This window comes from Pseudomonas sp. NMI760_13 (genome assembly GCF_021283245.1).
Taxonomy (GTDB): domain Bacteria; phylum Pseudomonadota; class Gammaproteobacteria; order Pseudomonadales; family Pseudomonadaceae; genus Aquipseudomonas; species Aquipseudomonas peradeniyensis.
The window spans coordinates 153,124-169,055 of record NZ_JAJSRC010000009.1 but is presented as its reverse complement, the minus strand read 5'-3'; the positions used below and the strand labels follow the sequence as shown (position 1 = coordinate 169,055).

General features: G+C 63.0%; 18 protein-coding genes. 12 read left to right on the top strand and 6 right to left on the bottom strand.

From position 1 onward, the window contains the following. Positions 1-6: 6 nt before the first annotated feature. The 5 genes from LU671_RS12510 (at position 7) to LU671_RS12490 (ending at position 3,034) form a co-directional block, all read left to right on the top strand. Entirely contained in the window at positions 7-981 is a 975-nt protein-coding gene (locus LU671_RS12510; RefSeq protein WP_232855805.1) for an RnfABCDGE type electron transport complex subunit D, read from the top strand. Beyond that, positions 978-1,589 (top strand): RnfABCDGE type electron transport complex subunit G, encoded by a 612-nt coding sequence (locus tag LU671_RS12505; protein ID WP_232855804.1) that lies wholly within the window; start codon positions 978-980, stop codon positions 1,587-1,589. The genes LU671_RS12510 and LU671_RS12505 overlap by 4 nt, the downstream gene beginning before the upstream one ends. Continuing rightward, on the top strand, positions 1,586-2,110 hold the full coding sequence (locus LU671_RS12500) for an Rnf-Nqr domain containing protein (RefSeq protein WP_232855803.1): 525 nt from the start codon (positions 1,586-1,588) through the stop codon (positions 2,108-2,110). Before LU671_RS12505 ends, LU671_RS12500 begins: the two co-directional genes overlap by 4 nt. Before the next feature lie 4 nt (positions 2,111-2,114). Continuing rightward, on the top strand, positions 2,115-2,753 hold the full coding sequence (nth, locus tag LU671_RS12495; RefSeq protein WP_232855802.1) for an endonuclease III: 639 nt from the start codon (positions 2,115-2,117) through the stop codon (positions 2,751-2,753). Positions 2,754-2,857: 104 nt separating this feature from the next. Next, a complete protein-coding gene (locus LU671_RS12490; protein ID WP_203647754.1) occupies positions 2,858-3,034 on the top strand; it encodes a PA3496 family putative envelope integrity protein in 177 nt (58 codons plus the stop codon). 46 nt (positions 3,035-3,080) lie between these two features. On the opposite strand, the gene LU671_RS12485 is transcribed toward LU671_RS12490, so the two are convergent. Next, positions 3,081-3,707, bottom strand: a complete 627-nt coding sequence (locus LU671_RS12485; protein WP_028690074.1) for a response regulator transcription factor — start codon at positions 3,705-3,707, stop codon at positions 3,081-3,083. A 367-nt stretch (positions 3,708-4,074) separates the two neighbouring features. Between LU671_RS12485 and LU671_RS12480 the strand changes: the two genes are divergently transcribed. After that, the gene (locus LU671_RS12480; RefSeq protein WP_232855801.1) at positions 4,075-4,530 is read left to right on the top strand and encodes a hypothetical protein; all 456 of its coding nucleotides are present in this window, start codon (positions 4,075-4,077) and stop codon (positions 4,528-4,530) included. Positions 4,531-4,572: 42 nt separating this feature from the next. Here the strand turns inward: LU671_RS12480 and LU671_RS12475 are convergent, their stop codons facing one another. Continuing rightward, the gene (locus tag LU671_RS12475) at positions 4,573-5,790 is read right to left on the bottom strand and encodes an argininosuccinate synthase (protein WP_110738802.1); all 1,218 of its coding nucleotides are present in this window, start codon (positions 5,788-5,790) and stop codon (positions 4,573-4,575) included. Between the two features lie 128 nt (positions 5,791-5,918). Beyond that, entirely contained in the window at positions 5,919-6,896 is a 978-nt protein-coding gene (locus LU671_RS12470; protein ID WP_232855800.1) for a flagellar protein MotY, read from the bottom strand. Positions 6,897-7,026: 130 nt separating this feature from the next. Between LU671_RS12470 and pyrC the strand changes: the two genes are divergently transcribed. Further along, positions 7,027-8,073: a dihydroorotase gene (pyrC, locus tag LU671_RS12465; RefSeq protein ID WP_203647756.1), complete on the top strand. Its 1,047-nt coding sequence runs from the start codon at positions 7,027-7,029 to the stop codon at positions 8,071-8,073. 59 nt (positions 8,074-8,132) lie between these two features. Then, positions 8,133-8,744 (top strand): ribonuclease T, encoded by a 612-nt coding sequence (gene rnt, locus LU671_RS12460; RefSeq protein WP_225933324.1) that lies wholly within the window; start codon positions 8,133-8,135, stop codon positions 8,742-8,744. Between the two features lie 201 nt (positions 8,745-8,945). Here rnt and LU671_RS12455 read toward each other — a convergent pair whose 3' ends face one another. After that, entirely contained in the window at positions 8,946-9,548 is a 603-nt protein-coding gene (locus tag LU671_RS12455; RefSeq protein ID WP_023629028.1) for a peroxiredoxin, read from the bottom strand. A gap of 214 nt (positions 9,549-9,762) precedes the next feature. On the opposite strand from LU671_RS12455, the gene LU671_RS12450 reads away from it, so the two are divergent. Together LU671_RS12450 and bfr are read left to right on the top strand one after the other, a co-directional pair. Next, positions 9,763-9,984 (top strand): bacterioferritin-associated ferredoxin, encoded by a 222-nt coding sequence (locus LU671_RS12450; RefSeq protein ID WP_203647757.1) that lies wholly within the window; start codon positions 9,763-9,765, stop codon positions 9,982-9,984. Positions 9,985-10,185: 201 nt separating this feature from the next. Continuing rightward, positions 10,186-10,659 (top strand): bacterioferritin, encoded by a 474-nt coding sequence (gene bfr / locus LU671_RS12445; protein WP_028690081.1) that lies wholly within the window; start codon positions 10,186-10,188, stop codon positions 10,657-10,659. A 284-nt stretch (positions 10,660-10,943) separates the two neighbouring features. Here the strand turns inward: bfr and grxD are convergent, their stop codons facing one another. Together grxD and LU671_RS12435 are read right to left on the bottom strand one after the other, a co-directional pair. Beyond that, a complete protein-coding gene (gene grxD / locus LU671_RS12440) occupies positions 10,944-11,279 on the bottom strand; it encodes a Grx4 family monothiol glutaredoxin (protein WP_103449407.1) in 336 nt (111 codons plus the stop codon). A 91-nt stretch (positions 11,280-11,370) separates the two neighbouring features. Next, the gene (locus LU671_RS12435) at positions 11,371-13,479 is read right to left on the bottom strand and encodes a molybdopterin oxidoreductase family protein (RefSeq protein WP_232855799.1); all 2,109 of its coding nucleotides are present in this window, start codon (positions 13,477-13,479) and stop codon (positions 11,371-11,373) included. A gap of 364 nt (positions 13,480-13,843) precedes the next feature. Here LU671_RS12435 and argF point away from each other — a divergent pair, with 364 nt between their 5' ends. Continuing rightward, positions 13,844-14,764, top strand: coding sequence for an ornithine carbamoyltransferase (gene argF / locus LU671_RS12430; protein WP_232855798.1), 921 nt, complete (start codon positions 13,844-13,846; stop codon positions 14,762-14,764). After that, positions 14,761-15,870 carry an ABC transporter ATP-binding protein gene (locus LU671_RS12425; RefSeq protein ID WP_232855797.1) on the top strand — a complete coding sequence of 370 codons (1,110 nt, stop codon included), beginning with the start codon at positions 14,761-14,763 and terminating at the stop codon, positions 15,868-15,870. Before argF ends, LU671_RS12425 begins: the two co-directional genes overlap by 4 nt. Positions 15,871-15,932: the final 62 nt, after the last annotated feature.

Genomic DNA, 15,932 nt, shown 5'->3' with positions numbered 1-15,932 from the left:
AAAGCCATGCCGACCACTGATCCGCGCCTGCGCAGCACCATGCAGCTGGTTCTGCTGGCCTGCGTCCCTGGCCTGCTGGTGCTGTTCTGGCTGCATGGCTGGGGCGTGCTGATCAACCTGCTGTTGAGCGGTTGCGCGGCGCTGGCTACCGAGGCTGTGCTATTGCGCTGGCGGAGAATGCCGGTCGCCTGCGCCCTTGGCGACGGCAGTGCACTGGTCACCGCCGCGCTGCTGGCCGCAGCCCTGCCCAGCCTGGCGCCCTGGTGGCTGCCCGTGACGGCGGCCTGCGTCGCCATCGGCCTGGGGAAACAAGCTTTTGGCGGGGTCGGGCGCAACCTGTTCAACCCCGCCATGGTCGGCTATGCGTTCGTCCTGCTGAGCTTCCCTTTGCAGATGAACCACTGGCCCGGTCAGGCACCTGGGCTCGTGGAAAGCCTTGGCCTGACTTTCGGCGCCAGCGAACGCATCGACGCCTGGGCCAGCCCCACGGTGCTCGATGTGCTGCGCCACAACCGCAGCCTGACCATAGACGAACTGTTCGCCAGCCACCCGGCGTTCGGTCATCTGGGCGGGCGTGGTAGCGAGTGGGTCAACCTCGCCTTCCTGCTTGGCGGGTTATTCCTGCTGCAGCGCAAGGTCTTCGGCTGGCAGGCCCCCGTCGGTCTGCTCGGCGCCTTGTTCCTGTCCAGCCTGCTGGGCTGGAATGGCGCAGGCTCCGATTCCAACGGCTCGCCACTGCTGCACCTGCTGTCCGGCTCGACCATGCTTGCCGCGTTCTTCATCGCCACCGAACCGGTGTCTGGCTGCAAGCAACCACTGGCCCGCCTGCTGTTCGGTATCGGCACCGGCCTGCTGATCTACCTGATCCGCACCTGGGGCAGCTTCGCCGATGGCACGGCGTTCGCCGTCCTGCTGATGAACCTCGCCGTCCCCACCCTTGATCGCTGGGCGGAACGCCGCCAGCAGCAGGCCTGTTCATGACCGCCCGCTGGCACAGTACCGCAGCGCTGCTCCTGGTGGCAGGGCTGGCGATTGCCGCGACGCTGGTCTGGCACCGCTTCACTGCCGGGCCGATTGCCGAGGCTTCGCGCCAATGGCAGGAACAGCAGTGGCTCAAGGTGCTGCCGCCGGGCAGCTACGACAACCGGCCATTGCAAACACCCGTGGCCCTCCCGGATGCCAAGCTGAGCCATAGCCATCTGCTGGCCGGCTACCGCGCCAGCCTGGCAGGCGTTACCAGTGCTGTTCTGCTCCACAGCAAAGTCCAAGGCTATGGCGGTGCCATCGAGCTGGTGATCGCCATCGCCCCCCAAGGCAGGCTGATGGGTGTGCGCGTACTCGAACAGCAGGAAAGCCCTGGCCTGGGCGATCAACTGGTCGACCCGGCGCGCCACTGGCTGGACCAGTTCGCCGGTCGGACACTGCGCGATACGCCCGAGCAGGCCTGGGCAATCAAACGTGACCAGGGTGCGTTCGACCAGCTGGCCGGGGCGACGGTAACCTCGCGGGCAGTCATCGAGGCGATCCAGGATGCACTGCGCTATTTTGACCAGCATCGTCCCGCATTGCTCGGTGAGACGCCTCCATGAACCGTTTCTGGCTCCTGCCAATCAGCCTGGCGCCATTGCTCGGCGCGACCAGCACCATCGTCCAGGCGCTTGCGATCAGCCTTTGCACAATACTGCTGGTGGGCCTGCACCAGGCGTTGATGACTCCTCTGCGCCGTCACCTGGAACAAGCCCCCCGCCTGTGGATGAGCATTGTACTTGCCGCCACCTTGGCGACCTGCCTGCACCTCGGCCTGCAAGCCTGGGCAATGCCCCTGACCAAACAGCTTGGCCTCTACCCACTGCTGCTGGCCTTGCCCTGCCTCGCCAGCGAGCAACTGCCAGCACAGCCTGGCCGATATCGCCACCTGGGGTTCGGACTGCTCGGCTTACTGGCGGCCGGGCTGGCCCTGGGCATCTGCCGCCAACTCCTGGCCGAAGGTCTCGGCCTGCACCTCGCCGCACTGGCTCCCGGCGCGCTGATACTGCTCGGCTTGCTGCTGGGCCTGTACAATCACCTGCGCCCATCGAATACCGCCTCACGCCGTCAAGGAACCCGTTGACCCCATGAATGCCGCCAAACGCCTGGAGATCTTTCGCAGGCTGCATGAAGACAATCCCGAACCCAAGACCGAACTGGCCTACTCCACCCCTTTCGAACTGCTGATCGCCGTGATTCTCTCGGCCCAGTCGACGGATGTCGGCGTCAACAAGGCCACCGCCCGCCTGTTCCCGGTCGCCAATACCCCACAAGCCATCCACGCCCTGGGCGTCGACGGCCTGAGCGAGTACATCAAGACCATCGGCCTGTACAACAGCAAGGCCAAGAACGTCATCGAAACCTGCCGCCTGCTGGTCGAGCAGCACGCTGGCGAAGTCCCGCAGACCCGCGAGGCCCTCGAAGCCCTGCCCGGCGTCGGCCGCAAGACCGCCAACGTGGTGCTCAACACTGCCTTTCGCCAGCTCACCATGGCCGTCGACACGCATATCTTCCGGGTCAGCAACCGCACAGGTATCGCACCGGGCAAGACCGTGCTGGAGGTGGAGAAGAAGCTGCTCAAGTTCGTCCCCAGGGACTATCTGCTCGATTCCCACCACTGGTTGATCCTGCATGGCCGTTACGTCTGCCAGGCCCGAAAACCGCGCTGTGGCAGTTGCCGGATCGAAGACCTGTGCGAATACAAGCACAAGACCTCCGACGATTGAGGCAATAGCTGAAACCTGCTCGAGGCAATTGAAAAAATCTTTTTTACCCGCTCTGCGATTCCCGTTATAAGGACGGCCAATGGCCCTTTGGCTTGGAGTGACGCATGAGCACCGATAAAGAAGAGCTGGTAATCGACGACGATTTCCAGAGTGCGGACGACGATGTGGAGCCGCAGGCCGAACCGGCCAAGACCAACCTGAGTAAACGCCGCACCATCGACAACATGCTCGAGGAACGACGCCTGCAGAAGCAACTGGCCGACTTCGACTACGACTTGTAGAACAGGCACGCAAAAGCCTCCCGAACGGAGGCTTTTTCAATGATGCTCAGGCCAGCCCATGACGCTGGGCAAGCTCGATCAGGTCCACCAGCGAGCGGGCATTCAGCTTGAGCAGCAGGCGCGTCTTGTAGGTACTGACCGTCTTGTTGCTGAGGAACATGCTGTCGGCGATCTCCTTGTTGCTCTTGCCCCGGGCAAGTTGCTGCAACACCATCATCTCCCGCCCGGAAAGCCGCTCGACCATCTCCATCTCCGTGGCGCCGCTCACGCCCGAGCGTCCCTTGTGCAGCGCCTGGTTGGGGAAGTAGCTGTAGCCGGACAGCACGGCCTTGATCGCGCTGAGCAGTTCGGTCAGCTCCTGCTGCTTGCACACATAACCCGCCGCCCCCGCCTGCATGCAGCGCATCGAGAAGTGCCCCGGCGCCTGAGAGGTCAGCACCAGCACCTTGGTCCCGGGACTTGCCAGGGTCATCCGGGCAATCACTTCAAGCCCATCCAGTTTGGGGATCCCGATATCCAGAATGACAATGTCCGGCAGATACTCCCGCGTCAGTTGCAAGGCATCCACACCATTGTCGCTCTCCGCCACTACCTCGTAGCCATGCCGTTCCATCAGCATGCGTACGGCCAGGCGAATGACCGGGTGATCATCCACGATCAGCACTTTATTCATGCGATTCCCATTGATACGTTATTTTTAGTTCGATAGACCACCACACCCGAGCATAACGATTATTTATGCAGCGGTTTCCCTGGCAAATTCACCGAAAGAAGTGGACTACTGTTAATAGAGATTCTTCCTACAAGCAGCTAATTAACAAAATGTAATAGATGCATGTTCGTCGCCCCCAAAAAGTAACAGTCGGCAGAATTGGATCCAAGTGCCGCCAGGTGACACTTCATGCAGGAAATTTCGACTGTACAGACTGGATAAAAAGCGCTGCCGTAGCCTGTGGCATCACCCGGCAGGGAAATGATCCACGCTTATCGCATTCGGAAAAACGAGCTACTGATGGGCAAAGCATGGCCAGGCACTCATCATGAATCGCGACCCTATCAGTCCGTTGACCCTTATCGCTGTATTTGCCGGTGTGATCGAGGCGTCCGCCCTGGCCTCGCTGCCGTTTCTCAGCGACGACAGCCAGATTGTCTACACCTGGTTTCTGGTGGGGTTTCCGTTCTTCCTTACCGTGCTGTTCTTCCTTACGCTCAACTTCAACAACGGCTCGCTGTTTGCCCCGGACAGACGCGCCACGGGGGCGGACAGGCCGCCTCGCCCACCTGCCGCACGGGACAAAGGGGCGATGATCATCGCCATCTCCGGCGCCGACAGTCGAAAGCTCATCGAAAACCATGTGCAGCGGATGATCGAGCGTCCCCACGGCCAACAGCGACGCTGGATCCTGTACAACCTCGATACGCGAACCTGCATCCACCTGTCGGTATCGCCGATGCAGGAAGGCGAGGCCCCGCCTCCCCCTGAATCCCGGGCATGAAAAAACCCGGCCGAGGCCGGGTTTTTCGGGCACGCCAAAGGCTTACAGCAGCGAACGGCCCTTGTTGGCCGCGATGCGCATGCGCAGTGCGTTGAGCTTGATGAAGCCTGCGGCATCGGCCTGGTTGTAGGCGCCGCCGTCTTCCTCGAAGGTCGCGATATTGGCATCGAACAGCGAGTCGTCCGACTTGCGGCCAACGACCGTGACATTACCCTTGTACAGCTTCAGGCGCACGACGCCGTTCACGTTGACCTGGGAGGCGTCGATCATCTGCTGCAGCATCAGACGCTCCGGGCTCCACCAGTAGCCGGTGTAGATCAGGCTGGCGTACTTGGGCATCAGCTCATCCTTCAGGTGAGCGACTTCGCGGTCCAGGGTGATCGACTCGATGGCACGGTGAGCCTTGAGCATGATGGTGCCGCCCGGGGTCTCGTAGCAGCCGCGCGACTTCATGCCGACGTAGCGGTTCTCGACGATGTCCAGGCGACCGATGCCGTTGGCGCCGCCGATGCGGTTGAGGTCGGCCAGCACGGTGGCCGGGGTCTTCTCGACGCCGTCGATGGCGACGATGTCACCGTTGCGGTAGGTCAGCTCGAGGTAGGTGGCCTGGTCGGGGGCGTTCTCAGGCGAGACGCTCCATTTCCACATGTCTTCCTCGTGCTCGGTCCAGGTATCTTCCAGGACACCGCCTTCGTAGGAGATGTGCAGCAGGTTGGCGTCCATCGAGTACGGCGATTTCTTCTTGCCGTGGCGCTCGATCGGGATGCCGTGCTTCTCGGCGTAGTCCATCAGCTTCTCGCGGGACAGCAGGTCCCACTCGCGCCATGGAGCGATGACCTTGACGCCTGGCTTGAGCGCATAGGCGCCCAGTTCGAAGCGCACCTGGTCGTTGCCCTTGCCGGTGGCACCGTGGGAAATGGCGTCGGCGCCGGTTTCGTTGGCGATCTCGATCAGGCGCTTGGCGATCAGCGGGCGGGCGATGGAAGTACCCAGCAGGTACTCGCCTTCGTAGACGGTGTTGGCGCGGAACATCGGGAAGACGAAATCACGCACGAACTCTTCGCGCAGGTCGTCGATGTAGATTTCTTTCACGCCCATCGCCTGGGCCTTGGCGCGGGCCGGCTCGACCTCCTCGCCCTGGCCGAGGTCAGCGGTGAAGGTCACCACTTCACAGTTGTAGGTGTCCTGCAGCCACTTGAGAATCACCGAAGTATCAAGGCCGCCGGAATACGCCAATACGACCTTTTTTACGTCCGCCATGCCATCACTCCACGGGGTTGTACGGAAAGCGGATGATTCTACCGGCGTTGCTGAAAAATTTACAATGGGGCGACAGCTTGTGACGACAAAGCGACAGGAATTGTCGAGAGCGCGACCCGCTGTCGCACTCAGGATTTCGCTGGAGCGGACGGCGTGGCAGCGGCTGCAGGCGTCGTTGGCGCAGGCGTGGCGACGGGTGCCGGGGCCGACGGGGGCACCTGCGCTGCCGGTTTCTCCACCGGCTTCTCGACCGGCGTTACACGCTCGAGCTGGATGTTCACCCGACGGTTGCGCGCCCGGTTGGCGGCACTGTTGTTCTTGGCCAACGGATAGCGTTCGCCGTGGAAGCGTACGCTGATCTGCTCTTCCGGCACGCCATGGGCCTTGAGGTAGTCGGCCACCGCCAGGGCCCGTCGGCGGGAGGTGTCGCGGTTGGTCAGGCGATTGCCGCTGTTGTCGGAGTGGCCGTTGAGTTCGATGTGGTTGACCGTCGGATCGGCCTTCAGGTAGTCGAGCAGCACATCCAGACGGGCGCGCGCCGAGCTGTCCAGCTCGATCCCGCCGCCGGGGAAGCCGACCTGGGTCTGGCGGATCTGGTCGTAGTTCATCGGCAGCAGCTTGGCGGCGCACAGTTGGTAGTCGCTGTAGGCCTTGGCGAAGCTGACCGGCATCACATGCACTTCCATCGGCCGACCACCTTCGCCCCGGTAGTTGCGCACCACGGTGCTGCGACCATCGAGCAGGCCGTTGATCAGGCGGCTGGCCTGCCCCTGGCTGGAGGTGAACAGCACGCCGGTACGGGCCATGTGCACCGCACCGAGGTTGATGTCGCCGCGCCCGGGCTGCCAGGGCGCGGCGGCGGCCAGCAGGGTGGCGGAGCCAGCGCCCAGGACATTGCTGTCCGAACGCAGCTGGAAGGTCGGCTGCTCGCCGGCACGGCGCACGAACTCACCGCTGCCGAAACCGTCGATCGGCTGGATCAGGCGACATTCGAACTGGTCACCCTCGACTTTCCAGGCGACGTTCTCCACGCGGGTCTGGAAGGTCATTGCTCCGGCCGGCAGGCTGGCAACGAGGGTGAACAGGGCTAGGTAACGCTGGCGCACGGGCGGCTCCACAAATTCCGACGACTTACCTGAACGCTATCGGTCGCCCGTCGGAAAACTTGATAGCCGTGCTCGAACAGGGGTTTTCCGGTAGCATTGGCTTCTGAGTTCGACCCGCCTGGAATCTCCAATGTCCGATCGCCTGACCCTCCTGCGCCCCGACGACTGGCACATCCATCTGCGCGATGGTGCCGTCCTGCCCCACACCGTCGGTGACGTGGCGCGCACCTTCGCCCGTGCCATCATCATGCCTAACCTGGTTCCGCCAGTGCGCAACGCCGTCGAGGCCGCCGCCTACCGTGAGCGCATCCTTGCCGCACGCCCCGCCGGCAGCCGCTTCGAGCCACTGATGGTGCTCTATCTCACCGACCGCACCAGCGCCGACGATGTGCGGGCCGCCAAGGCCAGCGGGATCGTGTACGCCGCCAAGCTCTACCCGGCCGGCGCCACCACCAACTCCGATTCGGGCGTGACCAGCATCGACAATATCTTCCCGGCGATCGAGGCCCTGGCCGAAACCGGCATGCCCTTGCTGGTGCACGGTGAAGTCACGCGCAGCGAGATCGACGTGTTCGACCGCGAGAAACGCTTCATCGACGAGCACATGCGCCGCCTGGTCGAACGCTTCCCGACCCTGAAGGTGGTGTTCGAACACATCACCACCAGCGACGCCGCGCAGTTCGTCAGCGAAGCGCCGGCCAACGTCGGTGCGACCATCACCGCCCAGCACCTGCTGTACAACCGCAACCACATGCTGGTTGGCGGTATCCGCCCGCACTTCTACTGCCTGCCGATCCTCAAGCGCAACACCCATCAGGTGGCGCTGCTGGATGCCGCCACCAGCGGCAACCCGAAGTTCTTCCTCGGCACCGACTCGGCGCCCCACGCCAAGCATGCCAAGGAAGCCGCCTGCGGCTGCGCCGGCTGCTACACCGCTTATGCCGCCATCGAGATGTACGCCGAGGCGTTCGAACAGCGCAACGCCCTGGACAAGCTCGAAGGCTTCGCCAGCAAGCACGGCCCGGACTTCTACGGCCTGGCGCGCAACACCGACACCATCACCCTGGTGCGTGAGGAATGGACCGCGCCGGACAGCCTGCCGTTCGGCGACAACACCGTGATCCCCCTGCGCGCCGGTGAGAAGTTGCGCTGGCGCCTGCTGGAGGACAACGCGTGAGCGAAGATCTGTACGAAGACGACCAGGACAGCCAGGTCAGCAGCGGCTCGCGCCACCCGATGGCCGAGCGTTTCCGTGGCTACCTGCCCGTGGTGGTGGATGTCGAGACCGGCGGTTTCAACAGCGCCACCGACGCGCTGCTGGAGATCGCCGCCGTCACCATCGGCATGGACGAGAAGGGCTTCCTGTTCCCCGAGCACACCTACTTCCACCGGGTCGAACCGTTCGAAGGGGCCAATATCGAAGCGGCCGCGCTGGAGTTCACCGGTATCAAGCTGGACCACCCGCTGCGCATGGCGGTGAGCGAGGAAAGCGCGCTGACCGATATCTTCCGCGGCGTGCGCAAGGCGCTGAAGGCCAATGGCTGCAAGCGGGCGATCCTGGTCGGGCACAACAGCAGCTTCGACCTGGGCTTCCTCAATGCCGCGGTGGCGCGCAACGACATCAAGCGCAACCCGTTCCATCCGTTCTCCAGCTTCGATACCGCCACCCTCGCCGGCCTCGCCTACGGCCAGACCGTGCTGGCCCGGGCCTGCCAGAGCGCGGACATCGACTTCGACGGGCGTGAGGCGCATTCGGCGCGCTACGACACCGAGAAGACCGCCGAGTTGTTCTGCGGCATCGTCAATCGCTGGAAAGAGATGGGCGGCTGGCGCGATTTCAACGATTAAGCCGACCGTTCCCTGTAGGAGCGGCCTTGCGCCGCGAAAGGGCTGCGCAGAAGCCCCAGGATCTCAGTGCCGAGGCAGATATCGCGGGACCGCTGCGCGGCCCTTTCGCGGCACAAGGCCGCTCCTACAGGGCGCCGAACGCACTAACCGCGGGCATAAAAAAACCGGCCACCAGGGCCGGTTTTTTTATGCGCATGGCAATTACAGCTTGCCAGCGTTCTCGCTCAGGTAAGCAGCAACGCCTTCCGGCGAAGCGTTCATGCCCTTGTCGCCTTTCTTCCAGTTGGCCGGGCAGACTTCGCCGTGCTCTTCGTGGAACTGCAGGGCGTCGACCAGGCGCAGCAGCTCGTCCATGTTACGGCCCAGTGGCAGGTCGTTGACGATCTGCGAACGAACGACACCGTTGGTGTCGATCAGGAAGGCGCCACGGAAGGCCACGCCGCCTTCGGACTCGACGTCGTAGGCCTTGCAGATTTCGTGGGTCATGTCGGCTGCCAGGGTGTACTTGACCTGACCGATACCGCCGTTGTTGACCGGGGTGTTGCGCCAGGCGTTGTGGGTGAAGTGCGAGTCGATCGACACGCCGATCACTTCCACGTTGCGCGCCTGGAAGTCAGGGATGCGGTTGTCCAGGGCGATCAGCTCGGACGGGCAGACGAAGGTGAAGTCCAGCGGGTAGAAGAATACCAGGCCGTACTTGCCCTTGATGGCCGAGGCCAGGTTGAAGCTGTCGACGATCTCGCCGTTGCCCAGCACGGCTGGAACGGTGAAGTCCGGGGCTTGTTTGCCAACGAGTACGCTCATTCGATCTCTCCTGATGAGGGGTGAAAAACCTTGCCCGGGCGGAACATCTTCCCCCGGATCCAGCAAAGGCCGACCATCATACACAGCTTTGCGTGACAGGCCGAATCTCGACCGCCGGTCGCTCTGGCGCGCACCTTACACAAAGTGTTTTGACAAGCATTCTCATTACCATTACTCTCCAACGCATCGACTCAACCCGCGACGGTCAGCCTTTATGTATGTGTGTCTCTGTGTCGGTGTCACCGATGGACAGATCCGCGATGCGATCTACGAAGGATGCTGCAGCTACAAGGAAGTGCGAGCTGCCACCAATGTGGCCAGCCAGTGCGGCAAGTGCGCCTGCCTCGCCAAGCAGGTGGTGCGCGAAACCCTCACCGAGCTGCAACTGAGCCAGCAGGCCGCCCTGCCCTACCCCGCTGAATTCAACGCGGCGTAATTACCCCGAATTCGAAGAACCGGACCCAGAGTCCGGTTTTTTTATGCCTGCAATTCAATAAGTTAGCGCCCGAACGCAGTTCACAAACATTCTTATTCCGATTAATTTTCACTTATTATTCAATAACTTAGGTTTGACATAGATAGTTGAGGGGCTCAGACTTGTTTTCATTGGCTCAACATCTACAGGGCAGACCCCATCATGAAAGGCGACGTAAGCGTCATCCAGCATCTCAACAAGATCCTCGGAAACGAGCTGGTCGCAATCAACCAGTACTTCCTGCACGCGCGCATGTATGAAGATTGGGGCCTGAACAGGATCGGCAAGCTCGAGTACAAAGAGTCCATCCAGGCGATGAAGGACGCTGACAAGCTGATCAAGCGCATCCTCTTCCTCGAAGGCATCCCCAACGTCCAGGACCTGGGCAAGCTGATGATCGGCGAGCACACCAAAGAGATGCTCGACTGCGACCTGAAGCTTGAGAAAAAGGCCCATGCCGACCTCAAGGCCGCCATCGCCCACTGCGAAACAGCTGGCGACTTCGGCTCGCGCGATGTGCTCGAAGACATCCTCGAAGACCAGGAAGAGCACATCGACTGGCTGGAAACCCAGCTTGGCCTGATCGACAAGATCACAATCGAGAACTACCTGCAGTCGCAGATGGGCGAAGAGTAAGCTTTACGTCGGTCAGACAAAGCATCTCCAGCAGGTGATCGCGTAACCCTGTAGGAGCGGCCTCGCCGAGGCGTCGGACCGGCCGGAAAGGGGCGCGTAGCGGCCCCAGATCTACGCATCAAGCTGATATTGCCGGGGCCGCTATGCGGCCCTTTCGCGACACAAGGCCGCTCCTACACAAGCCGCATGCAGTCGACGAATTGTGGCCTTGCAATTACTGACGATTACCCAACAAAAAGCCCCGCTATCGCGGGGCTTTTTGCGTGCAGGCGAGTAGACCTGAATCAGGCCTCGGAAGCCTTGGCCTTGGCGGCCGCGTCCTTGATCAGGGTCTGCAGTTCACCCTTCTCGAACATTTCCAGCATGATGTCGCTGCCGCCGACCAGCTCACCAGCCACCCACAGTTGCGGGAAAGTCGGCCAGTTGGCGTACTTGGGCAGGTTGGCGCGAATTTCCGGGTTCTGCAGGATGTCGACGTAGGCGAACTTCTCGCCGCAACCCATCACGGCCTGCGAAGCCTTGGCCGAGAAGCCACACTGTGGGGCATTCGGCGAACCTTTCATGTAAAGCAGAATGGTGTTGTTGGCAATCTGCTCTTTGATTGTATCGATGATATCCATGAAGCACCTCGGCTGAACTTTCCGACAGGGTCGTCGGCACGGTGACGCATTGTATCGGAAAGCCGAGCAGCGTGCTCGGCCTTGCCGTGCTTCATGCGGCCTCGACCTGTACCGGCACGCCATTGAGGGCGGCATTGCCGGAAACGCCATCGCGCAGGTGTTCGTCAGTCAGGTCATTGGCACTCGCCCCCGGCTGCACAGCGGCCACCTGCAAGCGCGCGCCCTGGCGCCCATGGCCGTAGCCATGGGGCAGGCTGACCACCCCCGGCATCATCTCCTCGCTGGCCTGTACCGCCACCTCGATCACCCCGGTGCGTGAGCGCACCCGCACCATCTGGCCGTCCTGCAACTGGCGCCGGCTCAAATCGTCCGGGTGCATCAGCAACTGGTGGCGCGGCTTGCCTTTGACCAGGCGGTGGTAGTTGTGCATCCACGAGTTGTTGCTGCGCACATGGCGACGGCCGATGAGCAACAGCTGGTCATCCGTGGGCGCGGACACACTGGCAAGGCGCCACAGGTCTTCGAGCAGCACCGCCGGTGCCGCCTCGACCTGCCCGCTCGCCGTGCGCAGGCGCGTTGCCAGGTTGGCACATAGCGGCCCGAGGTCGAGACCATGGGGATACGCGTCTAGCGCCTCCAGCGAGAGCTTCCAGGGCGTCCCGTCGCCATAAGGCCCCTTGCGCAGGGCGAAGTCGATCATCTGTGCCGGCGGCAAGGTGGCCTTGAGCTCAACCTGCGCGCGCTCGGCAAAGGCCTTGGCCAGGCCCACGAAGATCTCCCAGTCGTGCAGCGCGCCATCGGGCTTGGGTAGGATCGCCCGGTTGAAGCGGGTGACGTTGCGCACCGCCAGCAGGTTGAAGGTGGAATCGTAGTGATCGTTCTCCAGCGCCGAGGTCGACGGCAGGATCAGGTCGGCATGGCGCGTGGTCTCGTTGATGTACAGATCGATGCTGAGCATGAAGTCGAGGCCGGCCAGGGCCTCGTCCAGGCGTCGCCCGTTAGGCGTGGACAGCACCGGGTTGCCCGCCACGGTCACCAGCGCCCGCACCTGCCCTTCGCCTGGTTCGAGGATCTCTTCGGCCAGGGCCGAGACCGGCAGCTCGCCGCCATACTCGGGCAAGCCCGAGACCCGGCTGCGCCATTGATCGAAATGCCCGCCGGAGGTGCTGGCGACCAGGTCGACCGCAGGCGCCGTGCACAGGGCGCCACCCTCGCGGTCGAGATTACCGGTGACCAGGTTGATCAACTGCACCAGCCAGTGGCACAGCGAACCGAAGGCCTGGGTCGATACGCCCATCCGGCCATAGCACACCGCCTTGTCGGCGGCGGCGAAATCCCGCGCCAGCTGGCGGATCGCCTCGGCCGGAATACCGCACAACGCGCTCATGGCAGACGCATCGAACGGCAGGATGGCTTCGCGCACCTGCTCCAGGCCCGCAACCGGCAGATGCGAGCCCCGGGCCAGGTTCTCGCTGAACAGCGTATGCAGCAAGCCACACAGCAGCGCCGCGTCGCCACCGGGGCGAATGAACAGGTGCTGGTCGGCCAGCGCAGCCGTCTCGCTGCGTCGCGGATCCACCACCACCAGTTGCCCGCCCCTGGCCTTGAGTGCCTTGAGGCGCTTTTCCACATCCGGGACGGTCATGATGCTGCCATTGGAGGCCAATGGATTGCCGCCCAGGATGAGCATGAACTGCGTATGGTCGATGTCCGGAATTGGCAGCAGCAGGCCATGGCCGTACATCAGGTGGCTGGTCAGGTGCTGCGGCAACTGGTCCACCGAGGTCGCCGAGAAGCGATTGCGGGTCTTGAGCAAGCCGAGGAAGTAGTTGCTATGGGTCATCAGCCCATAGTTGTGCACGCTGGGGTTGCCCTGGTACACGGCGACCGCGTTGCGCCCGTGGGCCTGCTGGATCGCCCACAGCCGCTCGGCGGCCAGGGCGAAGGCTTCGTCCCAACTGATTGGCAGCCACTGGTCACCGATGCGCCGGTGGGGCTGGCGCAGGCGGTCGGGGTCCTCCTGGATGTCCTGCAGGGCGACCGCCTTGGGGCAGACATGGCCGCGGCTGAACGGATCCTGCGGGTCGCCCTTGATCGAGCTGATCCGCGCCGGGCCATCGGCTTCGTGGGTGACTTCGATGTTCAGGCCGCAGATGGCCTCGCACAGGTGACAGGCTCGGTGATGCAGGGTCTTGGTCATGGCCGCCTCTGCCTTGTTATTGTCGAGGTTCGACTATGCGCCTGCCGACCGGGGCTCGCCAGCGAGGTTCGCGGCGTGAATCGGACGACATCAGGCGGGCGATTCGCGACAACGGGTTTGCCAAATACGCTCCGAGCCGTGTACAACCGCTGTAGCAAATAAAAAACAGCTAGCCGGCAAGGGCTTACGACACCCTTTGACACAGTGGCGCTGTTTCCCCTCTTGGTTTTAGGCGACATTTAATTATAGTATTGCGCCTTTCCCTATTCCGTCCGCCCCGTGCGGCTTACGCCGCAGGTCACCCCCGTTGTCAACAAAACCCATACGGTCGACCTGCAGAACGTTGCAGATAAGGTAGTCAATCATGAGCGCAAGGCACTTTCTCTCCCTGATGGATTTCACCGCTGACGAATTGCTCGGTGTGATCCGTCGAGGCATCGAGCTGAAGGACCTGCGCAAACGAGGCGTGCTGTTCGAGCCGCTGAAGAACCGCGTGCTGGGCATGATCTTCGAGAAGTCCTCGACCCGCACCCGGGTGTCCTTCGAAGCCGGCATGATCCAGCTCGGCGGCCAGGCCATCTTCCTGTCGCCGCGCGACACCCAGCTGGGCCGCGGCGAGCCGATCGCCGACAGCGCCATCGTGCTCTCGAGCATGGTCGACGCGGTGATGATCCGCACCCACGCCCACAGCACCCTGACCGAGTTCGCCGCCAACTCGAAGGTGCCGGTCATCAACGGCCTGTCCGACGAGTCGCACCCCTGCCAACTGCTGGCCGACATGCAGACCTTCTTCGAGCACCGTGGCGCGATCCAGGGCAAGACCGTGGCCTGGGTCGGCGACGGCTTCAACATGTGCAACTCCTATATCGAAGCTGCCGTGCAGTTCGATTTCCAACTGCGCATCACTTGCCCTGAAGGCTACGAGCCTGATCAGCGCTTCCTGGCGCTGGCCGGTGACCGTGTACAGATCATCCGTGATCCGAAGGAAGCCGTGCGCGGCGCTCATCTGGTGACCACGGATGTCTGGACTTCCATGGGCCAGGAAGAGGAAACTGCACGGCGCCTGGCGCATTTCGCGCCTTACCAGGTCACCCGCGAACTGCTCGACCTGGCGGCACCCGATGCCCTGTTCATGCATTGCCTGCCCGCCCACCGTGGCGAGGAAATCAGCCAGGACCTGCTCGACGACGCCCGTTCGGTCGCCTGGGACGAAGCTGAAAACCGCTTGCATGCGCAGAAGGCCCTTCTGGAATTCCTTGTAGAACCGGCTTACCACCACGCATGAGTCAACAGCTACTGCTCAACCTGCGCAACCTCGCCTGCGGCTATGGCGAACAGCGCATCGTCCAGAACCTCAACCTGCACCTGAACGCAGGCGACATCGGTTGCCTGCTGGGGTCCTCCGGTTGCGGCAAGACCACCACGCTGCGCGCCATCGCCGGCTTCGAGCCGGTGCACGACGGCGAGATCCAGCTGGCCGGCGAAGTCATTTCCCGCGCCGGGTTCACCCTGGCCCCGGAAAAGCGCCGGATCGGCATGGTGTTCCAGGACTACGCCCTGTTCCCCCACCTCACCGTGGCACAGAACATCGCCTTCGGCATCGGCAAGCACCCGCGCCAGACGGCGGTGGTCGACGAGATGCTCGAGCTGGTCAAGCTCGGCGGCCTGGGCGGGCGCTACCCGCACGAGCTGTCCGGCGGCCAGCAGCAGCGCGTGGCCCTGGCCCGGGCGCTGGCGCCCGAGCCGCAACTGCTGCTGCTTGACGAGCCGTTCTCCAACCTCGACGTGGAACTGCGTCGGCGCCTGAGCCATGAGGTCCGCGACATTCTCAAGGGCCGTGGCACCAGCGCCATCCTGGTCACCCACGACCAGGAAGAAGCCTTTGCCGTCAGCGACCATGTCGGCGTGTTCAAGGAGGGTCGCCTGGAACAGTGGGACACCCCCTACAACCTCTACCACGAGCCGCAGACCCCGTTTGTCGCAAGCTTCATCGGCCAGGGCTACTTCATTCGCGGCCAGATGAGCAGCCACGAGTCAGTAACCACCGAACTCGGCGAGCTGCGCGGCAACCGTGCCTACACCATGGCTCCTGGCAGTTCGGTGGATGTGCTGCTGCGTCCGGATGACATCATCCATGCCCCCGACAGCCCGTTGCGGGCGCAGGTCATCGGCAAGAGCTTCCTCGGCGCCTCGACCCTGTATCGCCTGCAACTGCCCACCGGCAGCCAGCTCGAGGCGATCTTCCCCAGCCACAACGACCATCAGGTCGGCCAGGACGTTGGTATCGCGGTAGCGGCGGACCACCTGGTGCTGTTCGCGGTACCCGGCAGCGTCGCAGCGCAGCTGGCCAGTCATGAGCAGGGCGTGCGACGCGTGAGCTCCGCGCATTGATGCAGGCGGCCTGACATCACTCTGTAGGAGCGGGCTTGTCCCGCGATTGCGCCAGATCTGGC

Excerpts from the sequence above, each read along its gene's own strand:
- pyrC (WP_203647756.1), top strand. The coding sequence starts at position 7,027 with ATGTCCGATCGCCTGACCCTCCTGCGCCCCGACGACTGGCACATCCAT.
- LU671_RS12505 (WP_232855804.1), top strand. The coding sequence starts at position 978 with ATGACCGCCCGCTGGCACAGTACCGCAGCGCTGCTCCTGGTGGCAGGG.
- argF (WP_232855798.1), top strand. The coding sequence starts at position 13,844 with ATGAGCGCAAGGCACTTTCTCTCCCTGATGGATTTCACCGCTGACGAA.
- LU671_RS12475 (WP_110738802.1), bottom strand. The coding sequence starts at position 5,790 with ATGGCGGACGTAAAAAAGGTCGTATTGGCGTATTCCGGCGGCCTTGAT.
- bfr (WP_028690081.1), top strand. The coding sequence starts at position 10,186 with ATGAAAGGCGACGTAAGCGTCATCCAGCATCTCAACAAGATCCTCGGA.
- LU671_RS12450 (WP_203647757.1), top strand. The coding sequence starts at position 9,763 with ATGTATGTGTGTCTCTGTGTCGGTGTCACCGATGGACAGATCCGCGAT.
- LU671_RS12500 (WP_232855803.1), top strand. The coding sequence starts at position 1,586 with ATGAACCGTTTCTGGCTCCTGCCAATCAGCCTGGCGCCATTGCTCGGC.
- nth (WP_232855802.1), top strand. The coding sequence starts at position 2,115 with ATGAATGCCGCCAAACGCCTGGAGATCTTTCGCAGGCTGCATGAAGAC.
- LU671_RS12425 (WP_232855797.1), top strand. The coding sequence starts at position 14,761 with ATGAGTCAACAGCTACTGCTCAACCTGCGCAACCTCGCCTGCGGCTAT.
- LU671_RS12435 (WP_232855799.1), bottom strand. The coding sequence starts at position 13,479 with ATGACCAAGACCCTGCATCACCGAGCCTGTCACCTGTGCGAGGCCATC.
- rnt (WP_225933324.1), top strand. The coding sequence starts at position 8,133 with ATGGCCGAGCGTTTCCGTGGCTACCTGCCCGTGGTGGTGGATGTCGAG.
- LU671_RS12510 (WP_232855805.1), top strand. The coding sequence starts at position 7 with ATGCCGACCACTGATCCGCGCCTGCGCAGCACCATGCAGCTGGTTCTG.
- LU671_RS12485 (WP_028690074.1), bottom strand. The coding sequence starts at position 3,707 with ATGAATAAAGTGCTGATCGTGGATGATCACCCGGTCATTCGCCTGGCC.
- grxD (WP_103449407.1), bottom strand. The coding sequence starts at position 11,279 with ATGGATATCATCGATACAATCAAAGAGCAGATTGCCAACAACACCATT.
- LU671_RS12455 (WP_023629028.1), bottom strand. The coding sequence starts at position 9,548 with ATGAGCGTACTCGTTGGCAAACAAGCCCCGGACTTCACCGTTCCAGCC.
- LU671_RS12490 (WP_203647754.1), top strand. The coding sequence starts at position 2,858 with ATGAGCACCGATAAAGAAGAGCTGGTAATCGACGACGATTTCCAGAGT.
- LU671_RS12480 (WP_232855801.1), top strand. The coding sequence starts at position 4,075 with ATGAATCGCGACCCTATCAGTCCGTTGACCCTTATCGCTGTATTTGCC.